The following is a 25,509-nucleotide window of genomic DNA, read 5'->3' as shown; positions in this document are numbered from 1 at the left end:
GCATTTTAAGTCAAAAAAGGAAAGAAACTGTTTTCTTCCCTTTCGTTTTCTTAATGTCTAAAATGTCTCACTCCTGTGAAGACCATGGTCAAGCCATATTTGTCCGCCGCTTCGATGGATTCTTGGTCACGGACTGATCCTCCAGGTTGGATTATCGCCTTGATGCCTGCTTTAGCGATTTCTTCTACGTTATCCGCAAATGGGAAGAAGGCATCTGAAGCAAGAACAGCGCCGTCAAGGCGGTCTTTGGCTTGGTCAATGGCAATACGAACAGAAGCCACACGGTTAGTTTGACCTGAGCCAACACCAAGTGTCATGTGGTCGTTGGTCACGATGATGCCGTTTGATTTAACATACTTGATAGCCTTCCATGCAAACTCAAGGGCAGTCGCCTCTGTCTCCGTTGGTTGGCGTTTGGTAACCACTTGCCAGTCAGCTGGACTTTCTTTGATAACGTCTTGGTTTTGCACCAGAAGTCCACCGACAACACCTGTGTATTCTGCTTCCACTTCGCTAGCCTCTTGAGCATTAAATGGCAAGGCAAGGATACGCAAGTTTTTCTTTTTATTGATCAAAATGGTTAGCGCTTCATCTGTATAGCTTGGTGCAATGATGATTTCAAGGAATACACCATGCATCTTCTCAGCTGTCGCAGCACCCACCTCACGGTTGAGAACAACAATTCCGCCAAAGATAGACACTGGGTCAGACTCATAAGCGTAGTCCCAAGCAGTCTCAATGTCATCAGCCTGACCGATACCGCATGGATTCATGTGTTTGAGAGCCACAACGGTTGGACGGTCTTTGAAGTCACGGATAATACGAATAGCCGCATCGGCGTCACGGATATTGTTAAAGGATAATTCTTTCCCGTTGAGCTGTTTTGCTGAAGCAATTGAGTAGTCAGTCGGCAAGGCTTTTTGGTAGAAGTCTGCATCCTGTTGAGGATTTTCCCCGTAACGCATGGCTTGTTTGAGGTCATAGGTCAAAGTGAGCTTTTCTGGTTTGCTTTCTCCGACTTGTGCTGTGAAGTATTCCGCAATCAAGGCATCATAAGCCGCTGTGTGACGGAAAACCTTGGCTGCTAAACGTTGTCGAGTTTCATAAGTAGTTTCACCATTTGCTGCCAATTCGCCCAAAACCACAGCATAGTCAGCAGGGTCTACCACAACTGTTACGCTGGCATGATTTTTAGCTGCTGAACGAAGCATAGATGGACCACCAATATCGATGTTTTCAACTGCGTCAGCATAAGTCACATCTGGTTTGAGAATGGTTTTCTTAAATGGGTAGAGATTTACCACCACAAGATCAATCAATTCGATACTATTATCTTTAGCTGCTTCCAAGTGGCTATCCAAGTCACGACGAGCGAGGAGACCTCCGTGAATGTTTGGATGGAGGGTCTTAACACGACCGTCCATCATCTCCGGAAAACCAGTCACATCATCAATCGAAATGGTCTCCACCCCAGCATTGTCAAGGGCAACCTTTGTCCCACCTGTCGAGATAATATCCCAACCAAGTTTTTTAAGTTCTTGGGCAAATTCAACAATGCCCGCTTTGTCTGAGACGCTGATTAAGGCGCGTTTAGTCATTCTATTCTCCTTTTTAATCATTAGTTAAACACCAATTAAATGCAGTAACAGTAAAACAAAATAAGCAAAGCCAAGGCTAAGCATACCTAAGATATTGACCCATTTTCTAATCTGTGATTTGAACACTCTTATAAAAATTTGATAAATCAGTAAGCCTACACAAACACCTAGCGTATTTAAAGTCAAATCCGTTATATCTGTTATACCTATTGCTAAAATATACTGTAAGCACTCAAACAATAGACTAATCAAGAAACCTGTCCCGACTATTCTTAAACTAGATAAATTAGTTTTTATCAGAGGGAAACAAACACCTAATGGAATAAAGGAAATCAGATTAAATAACATTTCAGCAAAAACAATTTTTCCATCTACTATTAGTGGTTCTGAAAATGGAATCCAATTGATATACCTTGGAGCTAAGAAAAATGCTATAAATTCAGGATTTGTTTCAAACTTAAACAAGATTCCCCAAGTTAATAACATCAGATAGACATAAAATACATATCGAGTTGTTTTTTTAGATTCTAACATTACAAATACCTCCGTTTGAAGCCGTCTTCAACAATCGCTGACTCCAATTTAAAGTCAAAGATATCATATGAATCATCAAAAAGTCAATCTGTAAATAGAGCCTTCACTACTTCCGGATACAACCTGTACTCTGCCTCATGAATCCGATCTTCAAAGCTATCAATGGTATCATCAGCTAGTCGTGGCACACGAACTTGTTTGATAACCTTGCCTGTATCCACACCTGAATCCACCCAGTGAATGGTCACGCCGCTCTCAGCAACGCCAGCATTCCAAGCATCCTCAATCCCATGAGCTCCTGGAAATTCTGGCAGGTAGGCTGGATGAATATTGATAATCCGACCTTCATAAGCTGCTAATAAAGTTGGCCCAACGATTTTCATGTAGCCTGCTAGACAAACCAAGTCAATCTGGTGTACTTCCAAGAGTTCGGCAAGGGCTGCTTCATAGTCTGCCTTGTTCTCAAACTCCTTGAGTTCAAAAGCATAGGACAGAACGCCGAGCTTGTTTGCCCGCTCGAGCACATAGGCGTCACGATGGTCTGAAAAAACAAACTCCACCGGAAATTCTTCGGCAATCACCTGAAAGTTTGAGCCATTACCAGAAGCAAAAACTGCTATTTTTTTCATTTGATGATGATACTTTCGTTTTCTTTCTTGACGATGCGACCAATCTCATAGACTGGTTCATCCAACAATTTCTTAACACGACCTACATTTTCAGGGCTAACTGCTAGCATAAGTCCCACACCCATATTAAAGATTTCAAACATTTCTTCGTGTTTGATTTCACCATATTTTTCAAGAGCTTTGAAAATCGGAAGCACTGGAACTTTGCTTTCCTCAATCTCAGCAGCTAGGTCAGCCGCAAACATACGAGGAACATTCTCGATAAAGCCACCACCTGTGATATGGGCAATACCGTTGACCAACTCTTCCTTGATGAGGGGCAAAACAGCCTTGACATAGATACGAGTTGGCTCAAGAAGGACTTCCTTGAGTTTCTTGCCTTCCAATTCTGGCAAGACTTCTTCACCTGTATAGTCGGCAAAGACGCGACGAACGAGTGAGTAACCATTTGAGTGAATCCCACTTGAAGCAAGTCCGAGAAGAACATCACCTTCAGCTACTTTTGAACCATCGATGATTTGAGATTTTTCAGCCACACCGACTGCAAAACCAGCCAGATCGTAGTCATCTGCGCTATACATACCAGGCATTTCAGCCGTTTCCCCACCTATGAGAGCAGCGCCTGCCTGCACACAACCTTCTGCCACACCAGCAACCACTTGTTCTAGTTTAGCTGGTTCATTCTTCCCTGTCGCTACGTAGTCAAGGAAGTAAAGAGGCTCCGCACCTGCAGCGATGATATCATTAACACACATAGCCACACAGTCCTGCCCGATGGTATCGTGCTTGTCGTACTTGATAGCCAGCATGAGCTTGGTTCCAACACCGTCAGTCCCTGAGATCAAGACGGGCTCTTTGACACCTGTTTTTGAAAGGTCAAACATGCCACCAAAGCCACCAAGAGCTCCCATGACACCTGCACGCTCCGTACGAGCCACGTGCTTTTTAATCCGTTCAACAACTTCATAACCCGCTTCAACATCCACACCCGACTGGGCATAAGCATTTTTATTTGTCATTTGTTTATTCCTTTTCTTTTATGGAGAATCTTCAGTCGGCTACTTGCAAAAACTGGTCTTTTCTTCCAAACTTCTACGGTAGTCTTCTTCATAGTCGTAGAGAGGCGTTGGGTAGTCCCCGTCAAAGTAAGCGACACAGAGACCACCATTTGGCGCATCTGTTTCGATGCCGATAGAATTAATCAAGCCATCAATCGAAAGATAGGTCAGGCTATCAGCACCAATGATTTGACGCGTTTCTTCGACCGTATGATTAGCCGCAATTAGCTCCTGACGCGTCTGGATATCAATCCCGTAGAAACATGGATAAGCTAGCGCTGGACTGCCAATAGCAACGTGAACCTCAGTCGCACCTGCTTCTTTCAAGAGCTGAACGATGCGGCGAGAGGTTGTCCCACGAACAATGGAATCATCCACCATCACCACACGTTTGCCTTTGACAACGCCCGAAACCGCAGACAGTTTCATCCGCACCCCTTGCTCCCGCAATTCTTGAGTCGGTTGAATAAAGGTACGTTGCGTGTATTGGTTTTTGATCAGCCCCATTTCATTTGGCAAGCCTGATTCTTCTGCAAATCCCATAGCTGCGCTGAGGGAAGAATTTGGCACACCGACCACGATATCCGCTTCGTGCTTGAACTCACGCGCCAATTGGGCCCCCATACGTTTGCGAGCTGTATGGACGTTGACACCATGGATATTAGAGTCAGGACGGGCAAAGTAGATATACTCCATAGAGCAAATCGCCAACTGGGTATCATTCGTATAGCTATCGTACTGAATCCCATTGTCATCCACAATTACAATCTCTCCTGGTTTCACATCACGAATCCACTCAGCACCAATGACTTCAAAAGCACAAGTTTCAGAGGAAACAACTACCGCTCCATTGCTCATTTTCCCGATAGAAAGAGGGCGGAAACCATTTGGGTCAAGAGCCGCAATCAACTTGTCTTCAAACAACAAGATATAGGCAAAACCACCTTTAACTATACTGAGCGCCTCCTTGATTTTACCCATCAGGCTAGGATTGTGGCTGCGACGAATGAGATGAGCCAAGATTTCCGAGTCCGAAGTAGCGCTGAAAATCGCTCCTCGTTCTTCCAATTCTTTCTTGAGGGAGGCAGCATTGGTCAGGTTTCCGTTGTGAGCTAGCCCGAACTGCATATCATGAAAGCGAAAGAGGAAGGGCTGGATGTTATCTACAGAAGCTTCTCCAGCCGTCGCATAACGCACATGCCCAATCGCGCTCGTGCCAGTCAATTTATCCAAATTAGCTGGATTTTTGAAGACTTCTGATAAAAGCCCCATATCACGATGGCGCTTCAATTGCCCTTGATCATTGGAGAGGATTCCGGCCCCCTCCTGACCACGGTGTTGAAGACTGTGGAGACCAAAATAGGTCAATTTAGCAGCATCTGGATGTCCCCAGATACCGAAAACACCACATTCTTCATTAAGAGATTTTACTTCGTATGTCATTTTTTATACCTAATTTTCATTTGCAATCATCAAGAGCTAGCTTTACATAACTTTTACATTACTGATACTATCTATTAGAAAATCTGCAAGTCTTATTTTCCAGTAAAGTATTTAACAGCCGACGCAAACAAGTGCTGGTCTTTATTCCCTGGGATGTTTTGGAAAAGACCGTCCTCATAACGTTCTGAATGTCCCATCTTACCAATGATTTGGCCGTTCTTGCTGGTAATTCCTTCAATGGCATGGATAGAACCATTTGGATTGTACTTAGAATCCATACTTGGTTTGCCGTCAAAGTCAACGTATTGGCTGAAAATTTGTCCATTGTCACGGAGTTCCGCAAATTCCTCGGCCGTTACAACAAACTTCCCTTCACCGTGTGAAACAGGAATAGCGTGGATATCCCCCACCTGCACCCCAGCCAACCATGGTGAATTGGTATTGGCAATCCGAGTTTCCACCATCTTGGCTACGTGTTGGTTGGCATCATTGTAGAAGAGGGTTGGGCTCGTACTGCTGGCATCCTCGAAGTTTCCGTATGGAAGAAGACCTGATTTGACCAATGCCTGGAATCCATTACAGATACCGATAACCAAGCCACCACGAGTGATAAAGCTATCAATGGCTGCACGCACTTTTTCATTGAGCAGGATGTTGACGATAAACTTAGCTGAACCATCTGGCTCGTCCGCAGCTGAGAATCCACCTGCAAAGAAGAGAATGTTAGCCTTGCCGATGTTGTCAACCATAGTTTCAACTGACTTGACAATAGCTTCTTCATTCAAGGTCACAAATGGCACCAAGTTAACCTCTGCACCTTCTTTTTCGAAGGCCTTGGCTGAGTCATATTCTGAGTTAGTTCCTGGGAAGACTGGGATATAGACCACCGGTTTTTCAACTTTTTCTTTAGCTTGGATGACTGTGTTAGTAGCGACAGCTGGAACTTCTGCTAGTTCTTTGGCTTGTGCAAATTCTGTTGGATAAACTTCTTCCAATTTGCCTTGGAAGGCACTGTCAAGTTTCTGTCCATCTAGCTTCACACCGTTGACAGTCAGTGTAAAGTCTGTGCTCGTTTGCCCGATTTTCTCTACTCCAGTGATTTCTTCTGGAGACGTGAAGACAAAGCCGCCTAATTGAGCTGTCAAAGCTGTTTCAAGTTCAGGCAGGGTCACCTCTGCACCGATATGGTTCCCAAAGGTAGCAAGAGCCAAGCTTTCAACGACACCGCCGTATTTGACAGCTAATGCAGATATCACTTTGTGACCAGCTTGGATAGCTTCAAATTGAGCAAAATTTTTCTTAATCAATTCAAAATCAATCTCTGCAGAGAGGGCTTGACCTGGAATGTAGTAGATATTTTCACCAGCAGCTTTGAACTCAGGAGAAAGCACCTTACGACTATCTGCCGTCGTCACTCCAAATGCAACCAAGGTTGGTGGTACGGTTAATTCTTCAAAGGTACCAGACATGGAGTCCTTACCACCGATAGATGGCAAGCCAAGCTGAATTTGTGCTTCAATAGAACCTAGAAGAGCAGCTACTGGCTGACCGAAACGCTCTGCTTGTTTATCCATACGCTCGAAATACTCTTGGTAAGAGAAACGAGCCTTGGACCAGTTGGCACCAGCAGCCACCAAACGAGCAGTTGCTTCGATAACCGCATAAGCAGCACCGTGGTATGGAGACCATTCAGCTACATATGGATTGAAACCTTGAGCAATGACCGACGCAGTATGAGTCACACCGTGTTGAACTGGCAATTTCTGCACAGATGCCTCAGTTGGTGTGAGTTGGTAACGACCACCAAGTGGGTGATTAACCGTTGAGCGTCCAACAGAGCAGTCAAAGATAGTCTGTAATCCTTTTTGACTCGCATGGTTGAGGTCAGATAGAACCGTAAGGGTATCTGCTTCCAGTGTTTCAGCAGATGTTTGACGCTCTTCTGGGAGTTTGACATCCTTGTCCACAACTTTGGCATCGACAACCACGCGCACACCATTGGTGTCAAGGAAACGACGCTCCAAGTCAACAATTGTCTCACCATTCCAGTGCATGACAAGATTTGGTTTTTTAGTTACTGTCGCCACCACAACAGCATCAATATTTTCTTTGTTACATTCGGCAACGAAGGCATCCACATCTTCAGGACGAACCACGACCGCCATCCGTTCTTGTGATTCAGAGATGGCAATTTCTGTACCATTCAAGCCCTGGTATTTAAGAGGCACCTTGTTGAGGTCGATTTCAAGACCGTCTGCCAATTCACCGATAGCCACACAGACACCGCCTGCCCCAAAGTCATTGGACTTCTTGATCAGACGAGTGACATTGCCATTACGGAAGAGGCGCTGAATCTTGCGTTCTTCGATGGCATTTCCTTTTTGAACCTCAGCACCAGCAGTCTCTACAGACTCAACTGTTTGAACCTTAGAAGAGCCCGTCGCACCACCGACACCATCACGACCCGTTTTGCCTCCGAGAAGGATGATCACATCACCTGCTTCAGGTTTTTCACGGACAACATTGCCCTTGGGAGCCGCACCAACAACGGCACCAAGTTCCATACGTTTAGCTACAAAGCCTGGGTGGAAGTATTCACGAACGTAGGTTGTTGCAAGCCCAATCTGGTTACCATATGAAGAATAACCATGAGCTGCTGTTTTAGAAATGACTTGTTGTGGCAATTTCCCAGCGCGAGTTTCCGAAATCGGTGCTGTAATATCACCAGCACCTGAAATACGCATGGCTTGGTAAACATAGGAACGGCCTGACAACGGATCACGAATAGCTCCACCGATACAGGTAGCCGCTCCACCAAATGGCTCAATTTCTGTTGGATGATTGTGGGTTTCGTTTTTAAACATGAGGAGCCAAGGTTCCTTGACACCATCAACGTCCGCTTCAATTTCAACTGAGCAGGCATTGATTTCGTCAGAGACTTCCATATCATCCAATCGTCCATTAGCACGCTCATAACGACCGAAAATAGTCGCCATATCCATCAAGGTTTGTGGTTTTTCAGACCGACCTAATTCCTCGCGCATGGCAATATACTTGTCATAGGTTGACTGCAATTGCTTTTGAAATTTAGAAGCTGAAAAGTCGATGTGTTTCAACTCTGTCTCAAAAGTCGTGTGACGGCAGTGGTCAGACCAGTAAGTATCCAAAACCTTGAGCTCTGTCTCAGTTGGCACGCGCCCGATTGACTTAAAGTAGTCTTGGATAAAGAGCAAATCATCCACTTCCATGGCCATCCCTTGCTCGGCCTTGTAGCGAGCAAAGTCTTCTGCTGTATAGCTTTCAAAGAAAGTCAATTTTGGAATGGTCTTGTCTGACTCTGAAAACTCCTGCTTGGCAATCCCTGTCGTGATATCCTTGAAACGAGAATCAACTGGATTGAGCAGGTAGTTTTTGACAGCTTCCAACTCAGTCGCATCAATATCTTTATTAACCAAGTAAAGTTGAGCGGTATTGACTGTTACATCACTCGAACTTCCCAGTAAAAGCAAGGCTTCTTGAGAGGACGCTGCACGTTGGTCAAACTGTCCTGGTAGGTTTTCAATGGCAAAGAAAGCATAGTTAGCCAGATCCGCCTGCACAGCTGCTTCGTCCAAGACGTGGTCTGTCACCTGTTCAGAGAAGATGTGCTTCTCTGCACGCGCAAACAAGTCCTCTGCCAAATCAAAGACATCATACACTTGCACAATACGAATACTTCTCAAAGTTGACAATCCCAAATTATGCTGGAGTTCTCTTACCAAACTCTCTGACTTGACCTGAAAATCAGGCTTTTTTTCAACAAAAATACGTTTATCCATCAATTCTTATTCCTTTATTTCAGCTCTTGTAATGTTCCCAAACGACTTCTAGGTTGTTATTTCAACCCCTGCAACTTTTCCCAAACAATCTCGTATACGTCGGTCAATTCACCCAAACCACGGCGGAAAACATCCTTGTCCATGTGGTTGCCATCCGCATCCCACAAGCGGCAGTTATCTGGTGAAAATTCGTCTGCCAAGATAATCTTGCCATCCTTATCAAAACCGAACTCTAGCTTAAAGTCAATCAACTTAAGCCCAATCTCAGCAAACCAATCCTTCAAGAGTTCATTGATACGACGCGTTTCTTCCTTCAAGTAGGCAATCTGCTGGTCATCCGCAATCTGTAGGAATTTCACATGCTCGTCATTGATAAATGGATCATCCAAGCCATCATTTTTATAGTAAAATTCGACAATTGGAATCTCAAAGGCGATACCTTCATCAACGCCAAAACGTTTTGAAAAGGAACCAGCCGTGTAATTGCGAAGCACGACTTCCAAAGGAATAATCTCAACCTTTTTATTGAGTTGTTCCGTATCCGAAATTTTCTCCACAAAGTGAGTCGCTACACCAGCCGCATTTAATTTCTCAAAAATAAAAGATGAAATCTGATTATTCAACACTCCCTTACCTGCAATCTGCTCCTTCTTGACACCATTGAAGGCAGTTGCCTGGTCCTTGTAAGTTGAAATAATGAGATCTTCATCCTCAGTTGTATAGATATCCTTGGCTTTTCCCGAATAGAACAATTGTTTTGACATTTTAAAGTTCGCCTTTCGTATTACTTGAGCACATTCTACCACAAAAAAACAAAAAACACAAGAATTTAACCGAATAAATAACAGACGTAAACCAAAAATTGTAAAGAAAAACTGCAAGAATCATCTTTCTCACAGTTTAAAAATCATTTAACTCTAAAAATACGAACATTAGTCTTTGTTCAAAAATTGATCCAAATAATAACGTAGATAACTTTTCTTGCCTGTAATCATCTGCAGGCGACCTTCCACCCCGTACCGAAGTTTTTCAGTCTGCTCCGAAGTTAGATTAGTCTCCGCCTCGATTTTAAAGAAATTCCCTTTCTCAGTCTTAGTAGCTGTCGCATCTATGCTGGTAATCGTAGAATCTAGGAAAATTTGATTCTTGGCATCATGAGTCGTCGTATAGCGAACAGAATCACCGACCTTGATTCTTGCTATATCTTTTGAACTAAGATAGGCTGTGAGTTTAGCTTTCCCTTCTTTCTCCAAGGACGGATAGAGTTGGGCTAGTAGGGCACCTTCTGCTACCATGGTAGAATCACTGATCTCAGGATTAAGATGAAGCACCCCATCCTCACTCGCCGTAATTTTCCCCTTGTCTAAAAGATTTCCCTGTATCTTCTTACCTGACTCTGCTTCCAAGATTTTCTGGTCTAGAAGGGTCAATTCCTGACCAACCTTTGCTAAGTGTTGGGATTTAAGGGACTCCAATTGACTGCTTAAGCCTGACGCATACGCTTGCTGGGTACCTGAACCTGCATACTGAACACGGTAAGTAGCAAGACTGGATTCTAACTGAGAAAGCTGTGCTTCTACCTGCGCAACAGCCTGAGCCTTAGCTTGGGGATTTTCCTCACCCTGAGACTTGTAAGACTGGTAGAGAGAGTAGGCTAGGTTCTGACTGGTCAAGGAAGTACCTGTTTCAATAGCTGACTTAGCTGTCTGGTAATCGCGAATTTTAGCCTCTGTTTGGCTGATGAGGTTACCGATTTCGACTTGGGTTTGACTAGTTGCTGCATTCTGGGACGCGATGGTATCGTTTTGCTGCGATGTACTAGCCCTAAGACTGTCTGCTTGACTGATGTAGTCGCGAAAGGTGGCTTGGTAGCCAAACTTATCCTCCTCTGGAAAGTAATCCGTCTCTTCTTGCAGGCTCTTTTGCAAATACTCCAACTGCTTTTTTTGATCCTTAAGCATGCCCAACTGACTGCCATAAGCCTCTGCTTGGACACCCTCTGCCCCTTCCTGATATTGAACAAGAAGCTCCCCCTTCTTGACCAGCTTATTTTCTTCCAAATGATTGACAAGAATGCGATTGTTGCTAGTTGACTGGATATTGGCAAGAATACGACTAGGCTCAATAGTAGCTCTAGTTGACAAACTCATCTCCTTCTCTGCCAAAGTTGCAAAGCCAAGCAAAAACACGAGCAGAAGGAACATGGGCACAATCACTCGACTGGAAAAATTATGGTATCGACGATTATAAAACTCCGCACTTTCTAAAAATTCTGGTTTCATCCTCTCCTCTTTCTAGCTATTCACCAAATGGGCATAAAAGCCACCCTGTGCAAGCAAATCAACATGCTTCCCTTCTTCAACAATCTTGCCCTGATCCAAGACAACAACCTTCTCTGTCCGCTCAGCAATGGTCAAGCGGTGAGCAATGAAAATCAAGGTCTTGTCCAAAGCCATGAGATTATCCACGATTCGCTTCTCTGTCAAAATATCCAAACTGCTGGTCGCCTCATCCAAAATCAAGACAGGGGCATCTGTCAAGAGAGCACGCGCCAGAGCGATTCTCTGACGTTGCCCACCTGAAATTCCTGCTCCATCCGAAGTCAATTCTGTCTGGTAATTTAGTGGCATACGCTCGATATCTTCCCGAATCTCTGCCAACTCAACCGCCCGTAAGATATCTTCCTGTGTCGTCCCCTCCTTGGCTCCAAGGAGAAGATTCTCCAAAATCGTTCCGTTAAAGACATAGGGCTGTTGAGGCAGATAGTTGATATACTGACGCAGAGCCTTTTTATCAATCTGATTGAGATTGACACCACCCAGACTAATCTCTCCCTGACTAGGGTCGTAAAAATTAACCATCATCTTGGCCAAAGTCGTCTTACCTGATCCTGAAATCCCCACAAAAGCCACCTTAGAACCTTGGGGAATGGTCAAATTGATATCCGACAAGACGTCTCGACCATAGCCATACTTGTAGTAAACCTGCTTGAAGGTCATTTCTCCCTTCATCAAGCTTAAATCCTCAACCGTTTTCTTCTCCTCAAACTCCGAAGCTACCAGATAAACCTCATTTAGACGGTTATTAGCAACCTGCGCTGTCTGAAGCTTGGTTTGCAGGTTGATGATATTTTCCAAAGGATTGGTAAAGTAAACCAGCAAAGTATTATAGGTAATCAACTGCCCCAAACTCATCTTGCCATCCATGACCAGAACAGCTCCCATCCAGAGAATGCCGACATTGAGCAAGAGATGGGCAACTTTTTTCAGAGCCTTTTGCTGACTCTCTGCCCGACTATAGGTAAAGGATTTTTTCAGATAATCCACAAATTCCTTGTCAATCTTTTGGTAACGCTGACTTTCACTGGTCAAAGACTTAATAGTCTCAATACCGTTGATGTCCTCAATGATAGAAGAAGACAGAACCGCATTGGCTTCCATGGTATCCCGATTCATCTTTTCAAACGGCTTCATAAAAGCAAAGATAATCACTGTGTAGATAGGAAGCGCCAATAAGGTCATGAAAAAGAGATTGGTATTTTGTGAAAATAAAACAAGAGAAATAATGACAACCGTTGACACATCTAAGAAAATCGAAAGAATGGTCGAAGCCAGCGCATCAATGATACTGTTGGCATCTGTAAAACGAGACACGATTTCCCCTGTCCTGCGCGTCGCAAAAAAGGACATAGGCAGGTGAAAAACATGCTTGATATAGGACAAAATCACATCAATCGACAAGCGTTGCCCCAAAACAAGCAAGAGATACTCCTGAGCGTAAGACAAGATCTGCTGGAGAATATAGACGATGACCAAACCAATAGAAATAATCCCCAGCGTCGAACGCATCTGATCCGGCACATAGGTATCAATGATAGACTGCAGATAATAAGAACCCACAATGTTAATCAAGGTGACCAAGAGTGTTGCCAAAACGATATTGGCAATCAAACCACGCTGCTTCACTAATATAGGGATAAAAGAAAGAAGACCATTCTTTTGATCCTTATGAGGCTTGTAGTCTGGACTGGGTGCCATAAACAGAGTCACTCCTGTCCATTCTTCCGCAAAACGCTCACGTGGCAATTTGGTCAATTTCACTCCAGGATCTGGATCGGCAATATGAATGCTGTCCTTATCCTGCCCAGTCACCACATAGTAGTGGAGCAATTTCCCTTCCTTAAGCACATGGGCAACAAAAGGAAAGGTCAAATCTGGCAAGTCAAAGAGCGTCATATCCGCCTTGATCGCTCGCGTCTCAAAGCCAATCTCCTCTGCCACCTTGACCAAGCCTAAAGCCGTCGTCCCATCCATGGTCGTCTTGGCTAATTCTCGCAAGTGAGCCAAAGAATAATAACTACCATAGTAGCCAAAGACCATAGCTAATGAAGCTACACCGCAGTCCATCTGATCCACCTGCGGACGATAATGACGTTTCCCAAATTTCATATCCTTCTCCTTTTTCTAACAATCTCTTTAAAAATTTGTAAGATTATTTTAACCAAATAAGGAAAAAATAAGAGAATTATTTCTGAAAAAACAATATCCACACCTGAACAACACTTTTGGTCGAGTAGGTCAGAGGTCTCACGACCTCTTTCCCCTCTAAGAACCGTGTATGAGAGTTTCCCCTCACACGGCTCAAGCTTCTATAAGTCCTCGTTAGAGAACCAGCGTGTTTTCTTTTACATTTTTATGACAAGTAGGGTGTACCAATGTCTTTATTGGTTTATGGTTCTTTACTGTTTGATGAACTCGGAAATCTGTTTCTTTGGTAATCTTCAATTCGCAAACTGGACAAAGCCCTTTTTGTTTATAGTAAAGTCCGTTAATCACACGTCTTCCTTTTAGTTCCTGTCGCATTTGCTTTTCTTATCGTTCCTCAAAATACAGTTGCCATTGTTCATCAAACGGATTGGCTTCCGCCTTAATTTTAATATGTCGGCGAATATCAGTATCAGAAGCATATTTCAAGCGAAGATAGAACGGCTCGCCATTTTCCATTGTATCGACAGTTGGAACACTAAAAATCCAACTACGACTATCAAAAGTATGGAAATATTTATTGGCTATCCACTTTCTCCCCTTTTTAGGATGTCTTCGGATACACCACTGCCATAAACACTGATAAATATCAAAATCAAGTCTTTGAAATGCTTCTTTTGAAACATTGTGCTTTTGGTAGTTAACCCAACCTATAATAATAGGGTTTAACTTACGGATTAACAACTCCTGCTTCATCGACGGGTTCTTTTTGATAATATCCCTGATTTTCAAAACAATACTTTCGTAATTCTTTTTGGAGGGTTTGGTTAGTAGTTTTCCGTCGTACATTCTAATGTTTACACCCAGAAAATCAAAGCCGTCCGTGATATGGGTTATCAACGTTTTTTCTTCAGATAACTCCAAACCACGTTCTTTCAAGAACTGAATAATAACTGGTTTGACCTCATTCTCCAATAGTCCCTTACTGACACCAGTAACAATAAAGTCATCCGCATATCTAACAAAATTAATTTTTGGTGCATAGACTTTACCATTAACCTTTTTCTTTCTAAATGTGGTAGAGAGTTTTCTCTCGATACCATCTAGTACCATATTTGAAATGATTGGTGAAATCGGAGAACCTTGAGGACTTCCAAACTCTGTTGAAAATAACTTCCTGTTTTCGATGTAACCACTTTTCAACCATTTTCCAAGTATTGTTTTGTTCATTGGAATGTGTTTCATTATCCACTCATGATTGATATTATCAAAACATCCTTTAATGTCACCTTCTAAAATCCATTTAGCAGATGTTTGCTTACTCAAAGCTGAGAAACATTGTTCAATCGCATCCTGTGTGCTTCTTTTAGGTCTAAAGCCATAAGAATTAGGGTCTGCTGTTGTTTCTGCAATAGGTTCTAGGGCGAACTTAAATAATGTCTGCATTGCTCTATCTGTCATCGTTGGAATACTAAGAGGTCTTTTCTTACCATTTTTCTTAAGAATATAAACCCGTCTTAGTGGTTTTGGACGATAGCCCTTGACCTTTAAATTTCTTGATTGCTTGATATTTAGCGTTAGGTGTTAGCCATAACTCTTTATCAACGCCACTTGTCTTTTTACCTTGATTTTCAGTGACACGTTTCACTGCCAAGGCTTTTGCATAGAATGAAGTTGTTAGTAAATGTTGGAGTGATTTCACTCGGTTGAATTTACCCAACTTCCACGCTTTTACAATACGCATTTGTAGTTTTTTAACATAGATTTCAGCTTTCACAAAATCAATACTTTCCCAACTGTTGGCTATGTTAGTAGTAGCACACATTTTACTGTTCATTTGCTTTCTCCTTTCAAAAATTCTACAAGTTCTCTTGTGATTAGAAACCGAATGGAAGTCTGCACTCTTTCGAGTTGAGGCAAATCTTGAACCTCTATCCACCTCATTACAAGATGGCATTCGCTTTTTCCATTTTCCTATACCTGCACTGTTATCAGCATTTCTTACGATTTGCCTTGCTAGAAGCAACAATACAGGCTTACCATGTTCCACTTAATGAACAAAATGATAGGTTAGGCTCCACCTCTCTGCCGGCAGTCATCTGTCCGTGTAACCCCACCATGGAAAGGGTTATCCGACTGCACACCTTTTGGTTCAGGCTTATCAGCAACTTTAGCCTGTTCAACTTAACGACATTTAACAGTGGTTCACATTTGTTAGCCATACTATCAAGCCTAGCTTCCTAACCGCTTTGTTGCTAGCAGTATCGGTCTCCCCTCACGGTTCGACCTTAAAGTAGGGCTACCTTACATATCAGCTTACCACATGACGAACATGCAGTTGATATTTGGCTCAACTAACGGAATAGTTGGTCTGGTCATCATGCCAGACAGTTCAATTAAGCGACTTCATGTCGCACCCAAAGAAAATAGGCAGAACAAAAGTTCTGCCTGCTTAAAGTAACCGTTAAAAAATGAATGCCCACAAATAAACTATTCTGAAATGATATTCTCTTCACTTCTATAAAGTGAGATAAAGGTCATCAAAAATAATGCAATCGTAGGTATGTCAAAACATTCAAATCATGTAGGTAGATTTATTTTGTTTATATCAGCCACAACCCTAATCATTAGATAAGCCATTGAGCTAGACAATACAATAAACTCTGGTCAAGCTTTTTGTAGTAATTGAACGACTTTCATCTCAAACTCCAATCTGATGTTCCATCAATTCCCAATCTTACTATCTGTTGTTTTGTACTTGTATCCTCCCTAAAACAAACTAAGCAGAATCGGATAGGTCTCTGGATAAAACAAGGCGGAAAAACTCCGCCATTTACATGCACAAAATCCTTTCCATTCAGATTCATCATTTATAATTTCGATTATTTTTCTTCAAATCTTTGCAAAAAATACCAAAATAGCCCGAAGCAAGTAAACCAACTACAGTCCATTTCCAATCAAAGGATACTAATGAACCTGTACGAATCGCATGAAGCGCTAGATTAAGAGCTATTGCCAACAAAGGAACTATAGTGGCTAGTTTAGGTAACAATGTATTGAGATTAATGTTGTGATTCATAATTAATTTCCTCACATACTTTATCCCAAATTTTTAGATTAATGTCTACTCCCTAGATAACGCCCATACATATAAGAAGCTACTCCTAATACACCCCAAGCTATTGCTGTGGAAGTAGTGACAATGAAGCCTCCTTCAGTAAGAGTCAAATCTTCTTCTGTCATGATATCAAATTTTTCATCCAATTTTTTCATTTTTCTTTCCCTCCTATAAATTTATTATCCAAATGTGCGGGCTAACCAGTATCCTGCAATGCCAGCTCCACCAGCAGCTAATAAAGATCCTCCAACAAGAACTAACAAGCCTACACCTCCCTGTACTTGTTCTAGTTCAGTTTGACCCATTAATTCAAATTGATTTAAGTTTTCCATTGTTTCATTCTCTCCTTTTTAAATAATACTAGCCAATCCAATAGCTACACCAGACAAAAGTCCTACTATTCCTGAAGCTGATATAATAATTGCTGCAAATTCTTCTGAAAAATTCATTTATATCACCATTTATCTCTTGTTTCGACTGAGTCCAATTGCAACACCTGCACTTAAACCTGCAAACGCCGAACCAGCAATAATACTAGCTGCCACTGCTACAGGGATAATTCCCCCATCCACATCCATTAACTCTTCTTCTGTAAGAGCTACAAAGTTCTGTTCCATGTTGTCAAAATTTGTCATCTTTTTCTCCTCAATTTTTATATTTTGTTATATCTTTAATGTTTAGCCTCTAAGCCACTTAAATAGCCAAGTTGGATAAATAGCTGAAATAATCATTTCTAATCTCCTTTCCTCTTCTTCTCACTTATCTATTCGAAAAAAATTTCGAAAATGAACAATTCATTCATTTTTATTTTAAAAACCACTTAATGAACCACGGATAAAAACCAGTCACATACATAAATGTTCCTCCTTGTTCTTTCTCATCTCTTCAATCGCAATTTCTACTAAAAGTTTCTCTTTTTTCTGCAAATAAAAAACAACATGACTTGCATGTTGCTTTTGGCTATTTTTTATCTTTAATAATCGCTACTACATCCGCTACACTTTGAAGTTGGTCAATTTCCTCATCACTGATTTCAATTCCGAATTCATCTTCTAGTGTCAAGACGAACTCCATCAAGTCCACTGAGTCCGCATCTAGGTCATCTTTCAAACTCAAGGCCTCTGTTACGACAAAGTCCTCTCCCTGTCGCTCTTGGATAATGGCTACAATACGGTCAAAAATTTCTTTTTCTGTCATCTTTTTATTCTCCTGAAAATTCACGCGCAGTCTGGGCAACTACGTCTGTTTCTAGCATGGTACGAATCTGGCGAATTGTACTATAAACAGCCTTGGCATCGCTTGAGCCATGAGTCTTGACAACAGGTGCCTTGACACCAAACAAGACTGCTCCACCAACATCTGAGTAGTTGAGCTGTTTTTTCAAACCTCTAAGGCTATCCTTGAGAAGAAGAGCACCTAGTTTCGCTCGAAGACCACCACCTGTGATAGCTGTCTTAAGCAAGCCCATGATACCCACGGCTGTCCCTTCAATAGATTTGAGCACAGCGTTTCCCGTGAAACCATCTACCACAACAACATCCGCAACGCCATTCATCAAATCACGCGCTTCCACGTTTCCGATAACGTTCAAACTTTCATCAGCTGCTAGTAATTCGTAAGTTTCCTTACGAAGCGGGTCACCCTTACTACTCTCTGTTCCATTGTTGAGCAAGCCAACACGTGGTTGCGCAATGCCACGGACATTTTTTGCATAGAAGGAACCGAGGACAGCGTATTGATGGAGGTGCTGGGCTGTATTTTCTGCATTGGCACCGAGGTCCAGCATGTCAAAGCCCTTGCCATCAATGGTCGGTAAGGTCGACATGAGTCCAGGACGGTCGATATTCTTGATACGACCTACAATGAAGAATCCTGCAGCCAACAAGGCACCTGTATTCCCAGCCGAGAGGACAGCGTCTACTTCGCCTTCTTTGACAGCCTTGGCTGCCAATACCATACTGGCATTTTTCTTCTTCCGAATAGCTCTCGTAGGTTCATCGTCTGAATCAATCTTCTCATCCGTATGGATAATACTGACGCGCTCTGTCGCTGTCAGATATTGCTTGATTTTAGCTTCATCTCCGTAGAGTTGAACCTCGATATCTGAAAAGTCAGCTAGGGCTTGATTGACACCCTCAACGATGGCCTGAGGTGCGTAATCGCCCCCCATGGCATCTACTGCGATTTTTTTCATTTGTTTTCCTCTTTTAGTAATTGACCCCAGTCTGCCAGGGAATCAATAAATTTCTTTGATTTTAGGTGAATCCCTACGTACTCTTCATAGAGTTGATCCATAAATTGGCGTAGCTCTTGCTTGATTTCAGGCTTGAGCGAAATGGTCTCCAAGGTCTCAAAATCAATAGCTTGAAATTGATTGAGCAGATAGGGGATATTGGGATTGAGATGGCAACGTCTCTCATCTTCATGATAATGATCTGGACAGAGGCAGGCTCCATATTTAAAAGAAAAGTCAAAAGCCTGACCGACCCGATGGCAGAAGATACACTCATTAAAATTGGGACTGATCCCAAATCGAGTCAAGATTTGGATTTCAAAAATATTGGTCAAAACCTGATAATCCAAACCCTCTTCCATCAACTCCAAAGTCTTTTGCAAAAAAGCAAACAAGGGAGCATCCTGCTGATTGTCCTGCAAACTAGCATCTGCAAGAGCAGCCACGTAGGTCGCATAAGCCATGACAAAGAGATCGCTATTAATCTTGGGAAAAGTCATCACCTCATGATAATCCTCAATGTAGCTAAGCCCATCATCATTGATTCGTAAGAGAAATCGTGCCAGCACTAAGGGCTGAATAACTGGAGCCAGCTTAGACTGACCAGCGTGTTTGACAAAAAACATACGTTTGCCAGCCTGCTCTGTAAAAATCTTGACGAGCTTGTCATCCTCACGAAAATTGCGATTGTAGAGCACCAAACCTTGACTCGTGATAGACTGAATCATGCTTCTCTCATGTACTCCTCAAGACGTTTCATGGCTTCTTTGATAGTCTCCATGCTGGCTGCATAAGATAGGCGAACATAACCTTCCCCGTAACGCCCAAAGGCTGCACCAGGGATAAAGGCAACAGCCTTCTTCTGAGCAAAATCCTTCAGAAAAGCAAAGGAATCTTGATTGTAGCCAGCTGGAATCTTAGCAAAGATATAGAAGGCACCGTCTGGTTTGATAATCTCAAAACCAAGAGTAGTCATTTTCTCGATAATATAGTCCCGACGCTGGATGTATTCCTTCTTCATAGGCTCCGCATCGTTTTTACCAGCCGTCAAGGCTTCTACTGCAGCATGTTGAGCCATGGTATTTGCGGCAGTCACCAAGTACTGGTGACTCTTTATCAACTGAGCTGTGAAGACCGCAGGAGCAAAAATCAGACCCAAACGCCAACCTGTCATAGCATGAGACTTAGACAAACCATTGATAATAATAGCCTGATCTCTCAACATAGTTCCCAAGGATACATGGGCTTCGCCTGTATAGGTCAATTCTGAGTAAACCTCATCACAGACAACGAAAATTTCGTACTTGCGTAAAACAGCTGCCAAGGCTTCCAACTGCTCCCGACTATAGGTAATTCCTGTCGGGTTAGCTGGATAGTTGAGAATAACTGCTTTGAGCTTGTCTCCTTGCTCCAAAATGGCCTTTTCCAACATCTCAGGAGTCAAGACAAAACCATTTTCAGTCGTATCAATCTCAACAATCTCTGCCCCAACTAGATTGACAATCGGCTCATAGCCTGGATAGGCAGGAGCTGGCAAGAGCACCTTGTCTCCCTCTTCCAAAATAGCCGTCAAAGTCGCAGATAAAGCCTCTGTCGCCCCAATTGTAACCAAGATTTCATTTTCAGGAGCATAGTCCAGTTGGTACTTTTCCTTAACAAAATCACTGGCCGCCTGACGTAAGGTCAGCAGACCACTCATCCCTGTATAGTAGGATTGGTTCTGGTCAATCGCCCGCTTGGCCGCCTCCTTAACATGATCTGGCGTTGTAAAATCAGGTTCCCCCAAGGTCAAACGCAAGACCCCAGGAATCTCCGAAATAGCCTGGTCAAACTGACGAATCAACGAAACTTGAATCCTATCTAACTGTTTATTAAAGCGCTTAGTTAAGTCCATAGATACCTCCTACTTTCAAAACGTATCTCTATTATACTACAAAAGCCCTCCGACCGCAAAAATACATCATAGAATAACGCTAGCATAACAAATTGAAGTATGTTAAAATGATTTTGTCGCAACTCCACTAACGGACTTAGTTTGGATTAGATAAGCACGACAAAAAAATACCAGAGGTGGAGCTCTAGTACCTTTGTTTTCGCCAAGACCTCGTTACAGTTCTTGTAAGATTATTATCACATGATTAGCGCTACTTGTCAAATAATTGTTAGCTCCACTTTCTATTTTACTTTTCCTATTTACAGGTCTATAATGGTAACAGATTCTATTTGGAGGTTTTTATGTCATTTCTATCAAAAAATGGAGCAGGCATCTTGGCTTGCCCTCTCATTTCTATCGTATCTTGGTTTCTAGGAGGACTTTTCCCCGTCGTAGGTGCACCTGTTTTTGCAATTTTTGCTGGAATGCTCCTACACCCCTGGCTCTCGCCCTACAAACAACTAGATGCTGGTTTGACCTTTAGTTCTAAAAAATTACTCCAGTATGCCGTCATCTTGCTTGGTTTTGGTCTCAATATCTCGCAAGTCTTTGCAGTTGGACAAACTTCACTCCCTGTCATCCTATCAACAATTTCAATTTCCTTGATTTTCGCCTACCTCTTCCAGCGTTTCTTTGCACTAGACACAAAACTGGCTACCTTGATTGGGGTGGGTTCTTCTATCTGTGGTGGATCTGCCATTGCTGCGACAGCGCCCGTTATCCATGCCAAAGAAAAGGAGGTTGCCCAAGCCATTTCCGTTATCTTTTTCTTCAATATCTTGGCTGCGCTCATCTTTCCAACTCTAGGAACCTGGCTTCATCTATCCAATGACGGCTTTGCCCTCTTTGCAGGAACTGCGGTCAATGATACTTCTTCTGTAACGGCCACAGCTAGTGCCTGGGACAGTCTTTATCAGACCAATACCCTCGAATCAGCAACCATTGTTAAACTCACGCGCACCTTAGCAATCATCCCCATCACTCTCTTCCTCTCCTACTGGCAAAGTCGCCAGCAAGAAAATAAACAAGGCGTACAACTGAAAAAAATTTTCCCACTTTTTATCCTTTATTTTATCCTGGCCTCTCTCTTAACGACTCTCCTTACCTCTCTCGGTGTGTCCAGTAGCTTCTTTACCCCTCTCAAACAACTCTCTAAATTCTTTATCATCATGGCTATGAGTGCCATCGGTCTCAAAACCAATCTGATTGCCATGGTCAAATCCAGCGGTAAATCCATTCTTCTTGGAGCCCTTTGCTGGATTGCCATCATCCTCACCAGTCTTGGCATGCAAGCATTGATTGGTACTTTATAACACGAAGAACCTGGGACAAAATAGTTCTCAACCACAAAAAAGCTAAACAACTAAATAATAGAGTAATTAGTATTTTTTCATGATATTGATTACCTACCATTCTTCCATAACTAAGTTGGATATCAAGGGTTGATAATTATAGTTTGTACACTGGAATCACCTGCTTTCTTATAGGAATATTAATTGAATAAGGCAATTTCTTTGTCTCTAAAGTAATTATATCAGAAAAAAGGAAGCGATTTCAAGACTCATCGTAACTTATTTAATAATCATGATATTGTTAAATACAATTAAGAATGTTATTGTCCCAGTCTCTTTTATTGCCCAAGAATTAAGCGAGTATATTCTCTCTTGATACAGTGATTCATCACGATGTCATCGCATCCTCCAGCACGCAAGATCTCTTCCGCTTCTAGATTTTCAAGTCCTAATTGCGCCCAAAAAATCTTGGCATCAGCCTTGAGAAAATCACGCGCCACATCTGGCAAAAACTCGCTCCGTCGGTATACATTGACAATATCCACAGGAAAAGGAATTTCAGCTAGACTCGCATAAGCCTTTTCTCCCAAGATTTCCCCACCTGCAGCCTTGGGATTAACTGGAATGATTTTATAGCCCCGAGCCTGCATTTCCTTGGTCACTCGATTGCTAGTTGTTTCCTCACGATCGGACAAGCCCACTACCGCTAACGTTTTACTGGTCGCCAGATACTGACGGATCACACCATCACTTGGATTGATAAATTCTTGGCTCATAGAAATCCTCCTTTTTCATCAGTATAGCACATTTTGAAAAGGCTTGCAGGTTTTGACTATAAAAATCTCCTAACAAGTTTCTTTCCTTGCTAGGAGAACTATCTATTTCATTTGAAAGATTAAATCTTTTTCTCAATACAAAATAGGGGCGAAAGAGGACGTTTTTCGTGGATACGAACGATTGCATCTCCTAAGAGGTGGGCAATAGAAATCTGTTCAATCTTATCAATCAAACGCTCTTCTGGTAGATAGATGGTATCTAAAACAACCAATTTCTTAATAGCTGATTTTTGGATATTATCCATAGCAGAACCAGAAAGTACTGGGTGCGTACAGCTTGCATATACTTCAACAGCACCTGCTTCAGCAAGAGCGTCCGCTGCATGGCAAATGGTTCCAGCTGTGTCAATCATATCGTCAATCAAGATACAAGTCTTACCTTCTACCTTACCGATAATATTCATCACTTCGCTGGTATTCATCTTGTCTACACTACGGCGTTTGTCAATAATCGCAATCGGAGTTTTCAAAAACTCTGCTAACTTACGAGCACGAGTCACCCCACCATGGTCTGGGCTGACAACCACGTAGTCAGATCCAACCATGCCACGACGTTCAAAATAGTCCGCAATCAAAGGAGCACCCATCAAGTGATCTACAGGAATATCAAAGAATCCCTGAATCTGCGCAGCATGCAAGTCGATTGTCAATAAACGATCCACTCCAGCTACTTCAAGCATATTTGCAACAAGTTTTGAAGTGATTGGCTCGCGCGCGCGCGCCTTTCTATCCTGACGTGCATATCCATAGTAAGGCATGACAACGTTGACAGATTCTGCACTGGCACGCTTCAAGGCATCTACCATAATCAAAATTTCGAGTAGATTGTCATTTACAGGTGAACTCGTTGATTGTAGGATAAAGACGTGTTTCCCACGGATTGATTCTTCGATGTTGACCTGAATCTCCCCATCTGAAAATTGGCGAACAGTCGATTTCCCCAACTCTATCCCAATTTCTTGTGCAACACGCTCTGCCAATTCTCTATTAGAAGAAAGAGCAAACAGCTTTAAATCAGAAAAAGACATGATTTCCTCCGGTATTTATGTATTACTTGTTTTTTCACAACATTTTCCATCTACCATTGTAGCGCTTTTTCCTTTATTTTTCAATCAAAAATAAAACAAGAGCAAACATTTATACCCTTGGTAATTTCTCAAAGTAACTTCCACTTCTACTAGCGGTGGAACTTAGTTTAGGAATTTAGCTTTTCACGATTGATTTCTTCTAACCTCATACACAAAAGGAGGAGGGAATTATCACCCTCCTAACCCACATATTCAGATTACTATCACCTAACGTTCCACGATAAGGGCTGTTCCCATCCCTCCTCCGATACAGAGAGTTGCTGCCCCAGTTTTAGCATTACGTTTCATCATCTCATGTACCAGAGTCACTAATATACGGCAGCCTGAAGCTCCAATTGGGTGACCAAGAGCAATCGCACCACCATTTACATTGACAATATCTGTGTTGAAACCAAGTGTTTTACCGACTGCACAAGCCTGGGCAGCAAAGGCTTCATTTGACTCGATCAAGTCGAGAGCATCAACTGTCAAATTACCTTTTTCAAGCGCCTTGCGAGTTGCATAAATCGGCCCACATCCCATCATCTTAGGATCCAAACCTGCACTTGCATACGAACGGATACGGACAATCACTGGCAATCCTAATTCTTCAGCTTTTTCAGCACTCATGACCAATACAGCCGCTGCCCCGTCATTGATACCTGAAGCATTTCCCACTGTAACAGAACCATCTTTTTTGAAAACAGGATCTAGCTTAGACAAGCTCTCCAAGCTAGTATCTTTTCTAGGATATTCATCTGTATCAAAAACGATAGAATCACCTTTGCGTTGAGGAATGACCACTGGCACAATCTCTTCTTTAAAGCGTCCAGATTCTATAGCTGCCACTGCTCGTTTTTGTGACTCTAAAGCAAGAGCATCTTGCTCTTCTCGACTGATACCATATTCTTCAGCCACATTCTCAGCCGTAATTCCCATATGGTATTCGTTGAAGGCATCAGACAAACCGTCCTTAATCATGGTATCTACCACTTCCGAATCTCCCATGCGACCACCCCAACGGAAACTTGGCAAAACGTATGGCGCCTGACTCATGTTTTCTGCACCACCAGCTACGATAATATCTGCATCACCACATCGAATCGCTTGAGTAGCCAACTGCACTACCTTCAAACCGGAACCACAAATCTTATTGATGGTAAAGGCTGGTGTAGATTCCGGAAGTCCCGCATGAATGCTCATTTGGCGAGCCACATTTTGCCCTAAACCAGCGCCTAGGACATTCCCCATAATCACTTCGTCTACCAGCTCTGGTTTGACATTGGCTTTTTCCAAAGCACTCTTAATAACCAAAGCACCTAAATCAACAGCTGAAACATTCTTCAAGCTTCCTCCAAAGGAGCCTATTGGAGTTCGCACTGCCGAAACAATCACCACATCTTTCATAACCGCCTCCATCTATACCTATTATAATGATGCAATACAAAAGTGGTTTACACTGGTGT

General features: G+C 42.6%; 21 protein-coding genes and 2 pseudogenes. 1 reads left to right on the top strand and 22 read right to left on the bottom strand.

What is annotated here, in order from left to right; all coding sequences use genetic code 11:
- Window positions 1-50: 50 nt before the first annotated feature.
- The 19 genes and pseudogenes from purH to OVN21_RS07190 all read right to left on the bottom strand — a co-directional run bounded on the left by purH (window position 51) and on the right by OVN21_RS07190 (window position 20,809).
- Window positions 51-1,598 carry a bifunctional phosphoribosylaminoimidazolecarboxamide formyltransferase/IMP cyclohydrolase gene (purH, locus tag OVN21_RS07280; protein WP_267247897.1) on the bottom strand — a complete coding sequence of 516 codons (1,548 nt, stop codon included), beginning with the start codon at window positions 1,596-1,598 and terminating at the stop codon, window positions 51-53.
- A gap of 24 nt (window positions 1,599-1,622) precedes the next feature.
- Complete coding sequence (locus OVN21_RS07275; RefSeq protein ID WP_267247896.1) at window positions 1,623-2,132, bottom strand: VanZ family protein; 510 nt, start codon at window positions 2,130-2,132, stop codon at window positions 1,623-1,625.
- A gap of 83 nt (window positions 2,133-2,215) precedes the next feature.
- Complete coding sequence (purN, locus tag OVN21_RS07270; RefSeq protein ID WP_267247895.1) at window positions 2,216-2,761, bottom strand: phosphoribosylglycinamide formyltransferase; 546 nt, start codon at window positions 2,759-2,761, stop codon at window positions 2,216-2,218.
- Window positions 2,758-3,780 carry a phosphoribosylformylglycinamidine cyclo-ligase gene (gene purM, locus OVN21_RS07265; protein ID WP_267247894.1) on the bottom strand — a complete coding sequence of 341 codons (1,023 nt, stop codon included), beginning with the start codon at window positions 3,778-3,780 and terminating at the stop codon, window positions 2,758-2,760. Before purM ends, purN begins: the two co-directional genes overlap by 4 nt.
- A 39-nt stretch (window positions 3,781-3,819) precedes the next feature.
- Entirely contained in the window at window positions 3,820-5,262 is a 1,443-nt protein-coding gene (gene purF, locus OVN21_RS07260) for an amidophosphoribosyltransferase (protein WP_267247893.1), read from the bottom strand.
- Between the two features lie 92 nt (window positions 5,263-5,354).
- Window positions 5,355-9,080 (bottom strand): phosphoribosylformylglycinamidine synthase, encoded by a 3,726-nt coding sequence (locus OVN21_RS07255; RefSeq protein ID WP_267247892.1) that lies wholly within the window; start codon window positions 9,078-9,080, stop codon window positions 5,355-5,357.
- A 56-nt stretch (window positions 9,081-9,136) separates the two neighbouring features.
- Entirely contained in the window at window positions 9,137-9,844 is a 708-nt protein-coding gene (gene purC, locus OVN21_RS07250) for a phosphoribosylaminoimidazolesuccinocarboxamide synthase (protein ID WP_267247891.1), read from the bottom strand.
- Between the two features lie 168 nt (window positions 9,845-10,012).
- Window positions 10,013-11,362 (bottom strand): competence pheromone export protein ComB, encoded by a 1,350-nt coding sequence (gene comB / locus OVN21_RS07245; protein ID WP_267247889.1) that lies wholly within the window; start codon window positions 11,360-11,362, stop codon window positions 10,013-10,015.
- Window positions 11,363-11,374: 12 nt separating this feature from the next.
- The gene (gene comA, locus OVN21_RS07240) at window positions 11,375-13,528 is read right to left on the bottom strand and encodes a peptide cleavage/export ABC transporter ComA (RefSeq protein WP_267247887.1); all 2,154 of its coding nucleotides are present in this window, start codon (window positions 13,526-13,528) and stop codon (window positions 11,375-11,377) included.
- Between the two features lie 213 nt (window positions 13,529-13,741).
- Window positions 13,742-15,401 (bottom strand): annotated as a pseudogene (gene ltrA / locus OVN21_RS07235) (group II intron reverse transcriptase/maturase).
- A 653-nt stretch (window positions 15,402-16,054) separates the two neighbouring features.
- Window positions 16,055-16,222 (bottom strand): annotated as a pseudogene (locus OVN21_RS11170) (bacteriocin immunity protein).
- A 208-nt stretch (window positions 16,223-16,430) separates the two neighbouring features.
- Window positions 16,431-16,643, bottom strand: a complete 213-nt coding sequence (locus OVN21_RS07225; protein WP_267247886.1) for a bacteriocin immunity protein — start codon at window positions 16,641-16,643, stop codon at window positions 16,431-16,433.
- Between the two features lie 38 nt (window positions 16,644-16,681).
- A complete protein-coding gene (locus OVN21_RS07220) occupies window positions 16,682-16,837 on the bottom strand; it encodes a hypothetical protein (protein WP_267247885.1) in 156 nt (51 codons plus the stop codon).
- A 24-nt stretch (window positions 16,838-16,861) separates the two neighbouring features.
- Complete coding sequence (locus tag OVN21_RS07215; RefSeq protein WP_267247884.1) at window positions 16,862-17,014, bottom strand: class IIb bacteriocin, lactobin A/cerein 7B family; 153 nt, start codon at window positions 17,012-17,014, stop codon at window positions 16,862-16,864.
- A gap of 129 nt (window positions 17,015-17,143) precedes the next feature.
- Window positions 17,144-17,317 (bottom strand): class IIb bacteriocin, lactobin A/cerein 7B family, encoded by a 174-nt coding sequence (locus OVN21_RS07210; RefSeq protein ID WP_267247883.1) that lies wholly within the window; start codon window positions 17,315-17,317, stop codon window positions 17,144-17,146.
- 325 nt (window positions 17,318-17,642) lie between these two features.
- A complete protein-coding gene (locus OVN21_RS07205) occupies window positions 17,643-17,879 on the bottom strand; it encodes an acyl carrier protein (protein ID WP_267247882.1) in 237 nt (78 codons plus the stop codon).
- A 4-nt stretch (window positions 17,880-17,883) separates the two neighbouring features.
- Window positions 17,884-18,876: a phosphate acyltransferase PlsX gene (gene plsX, locus OVN21_RS07200; protein ID WP_267247881.1), complete on the bottom strand. Its 993-nt coding sequence runs from the start codon at window positions 18,874-18,876 to the stop codon at window positions 17,884-17,886.
- The gene (gene recO / locus OVN21_RS07195) at window positions 18,873-19,643 is read right to left on the bottom strand and encodes a DNA repair protein RecO (protein WP_267247880.1); all 771 of its coding nucleotides are present in this window, start codon (window positions 19,641-19,643) and stop codon (window positions 18,873-18,875) included. Before recO ends, plsX begins: the two co-directional genes overlap by 4 nt.
- Window positions 19,640-20,809: a pyridoxal phosphate-dependent aminotransferase gene (locus tag OVN21_RS07190; RefSeq protein ID WP_267247879.1), complete on the bottom strand. Its 1,170-nt coding sequence runs from the start codon at window positions 20,807-20,809 to the stop codon at window positions 19,640-19,642. Before OVN21_RS07190 ends, recO begins: the two co-directional genes overlap by 4 nt.
- A gap of 341 nt (window positions 20,810-21,150) precedes the next feature.
- Between OVN21_RS07190 and OVN21_RS07185 the strand changes: the two genes are divergently transcribed.
- Window positions 21,151-22,161, top strand: coding sequence for a YeiH family protein (locus OVN21_RS07185; protein ID WP_267247878.1), 1,011 nt, complete (start codon window positions 21,151-21,153; stop codon window positions 22,159-22,161).
- Window positions 22,162-22,478: 317 nt separating this feature from the next.
- Here the strand turns inward: OVN21_RS07185 and OVN21_RS07180 are convergent, their stop codons facing one another.
- The 3 genes from OVN21_RS07180 to OVN21_RS07170 form a co-directional block, all read right to left on the bottom strand.
- Complete coding sequence (locus OVN21_RS07180) at window positions 22,479-22,916, bottom strand: CoA-binding protein (protein WP_267247877.1); 438 nt, start codon at window positions 22,914-22,916, stop codon at window positions 22,479-22,481.
- Window positions 22,917-23,035: 119 nt separating this feature from the next.
- A complete protein-coding gene (locus tag OVN21_RS07175; RefSeq protein ID WP_267247876.1) occupies window positions 23,036-24,004 on the bottom strand; it encodes a ribose-phosphate diphosphokinase in 969 nt (322 codons plus the stop codon).
- 267 nt (window positions 24,005-24,271) lie between these two features.
- Window positions 24,272-25,450, bottom strand: a complete 1,179-nt coding sequence (locus OVN21_RS07170) for an acetyl-CoA C-acetyltransferase (RefSeq protein WP_267247875.1) — start codon at window positions 25,448-25,450, stop codon at window positions 24,272-24,274.
- Between the last annotated feature and the right edge of the window lie 59 nt (window positions 25,451-25,509).

Origin of the sequence: Streptococcus sp. Marseille-Q5986 (genome assembly GCF_946902915.1) — a bacterium.
Lineage (GTDB): Bacteria > Bacillota > Bacilli > Lactobacillales > Streptococcaceae > Streptococcus.
Note: the sequence above shows the minus strand (reverse complement) of the source record. Positions and strands in the feature narration are given on the sequence as shown.

Bases quoted from the DNA above. Each gene is read 5' to 3' on its own strand.
- purH (WP_267247897.1), bottom strand. From the start codon at position 1,598: ATGACTAAACGCGCCTTAATCAGCGTCTCAGACAAAGCGGGCATTGTT.
- OVN21_RS07275 (WP_267247896.1), bottom strand. From the start codon at position 2,132: ATGTTAGAATCTAAAAAAACAACTCGATATGTATTTTATGTCTATCTG.
- purN (WP_267247895.1), bottom strand. From the start codon at position 2,761: ATGAAAAAAATAGCAGTTTTTGCTTCTGGTAATGGCTCAAACTTTCAG.
- purM (WP_267247894.1), bottom strand. From the start codon at position 3,780: ATGACAAATAAAAATGCTTATGCCCAGTCGGGTGTGGATGTTGAAGCG.
- purF (WP_267247893.1), bottom strand. From the start codon at position 5,262: ATGACATACGAAGTAAAATCTCTTAATGAAGAATGTGGTGTTTTCGGT.
- OVN21_RS07255 (WP_267247892.1), bottom strand. From the start codon at position 9,080: ATGGATAAACGTATTTTTGTTGAAAAAAAGCCTGATTTTCAGGTCAAG.
- purC (WP_267247891.1), bottom strand. From the start codon at position 9,844: ATGTCAAAACAATTGTTCTATTCGGGAAAAGCCAAGGATATCTATACA.
- comB (WP_267247889.1), bottom strand. From the start codon at position 11,362: ATGAAACCAGAATTTTTAGAAAGTGCGGAGTTTTATAATCGTCGATAC.
- comA (WP_267247887.1), bottom strand. From the start codon at position 13,528: ATGAAATTTGGGAAACGTCATTATCGTCCGCAGGTGGATCAGATGGAC.
- OVN21_RS07225 (WP_267247886.1), bottom strand. From the start codon at position 16,643: ATGAATCACAACATTAATCTCAATACATTGTTACCTAAACTAGCCACT.
- OVN21_RS07220 (WP_267247885.1), bottom strand. From the start codon at position 16,837: ATGAAAAAATTGGATGAAAAATTTGATATCATGACAGAAGAAGATTTG.
- OVN21_RS07215 (WP_267247884.1), bottom strand. From the start codon at position 17,014: ATGGAAAACTTAAATCAATTTGAATTAATGGGTCAAACTGAACTAGAA.
- OVN21_RS07210 (WP_267247883.1), bottom strand. From the start codon at position 17,317: ATGACAAATTTTGACAACATGGAACAGAACTTTGTAGCTCTTACAGAA.
- OVN21_RS07205 (WP_267247882.1), bottom strand. From the start codon at position 17,879: ATGACAGAAAAAGAAATTTTTGACCGTATTGTAGCCATTATCCAAGAG.
- plsX (WP_267247881.1), bottom strand. From the start codon at position 18,876: ATGAAAAAAATCGCAGTAGATGCCATGGGGGGCGATTACGCACCTCAG.
- recO (WP_267247880.1), bottom strand. From the start codon at position 19,643: ATGATTCAGTCTATCACGAGTCAAGGTTTGGTGCTCTACAATCGCAAT.
- OVN21_RS07190 (WP_267247879.1), bottom strand. From the start codon at position 20,809: ATGGACTTAACTAAGCGCTTTAATAAACAGTTAGATAGGATTCAAGTT.
- OVN21_RS07185 (WP_267247878.1), top strand. From the start codon at position 21,151: ATGTCATTTCTATCAAAAAATGGAGCAGGCATCTTGGCTTGCCCTCTC.
- OVN21_RS07180 (WP_267247877.1), bottom strand. From the start codon at position 22,916: ATGAGCCAAGAATTTATCAATCCAAGTGATGGTGTGATCCGTCAGTAT.
- OVN21_RS07175 (WP_267247876.1), bottom strand. From the start codon at position 24,004: ATGTCTTTTTCTGATTTAAAGCTGTTTGCTCTTTCTTCTAATAGAGAA.
- OVN21_RS07170 (WP_267247875.1), bottom strand. From the start codon at position 25,450: ATGAAAGATGTGGTGATTGTTTCGGCAGTGCGAACTCCAATAGGCTCC.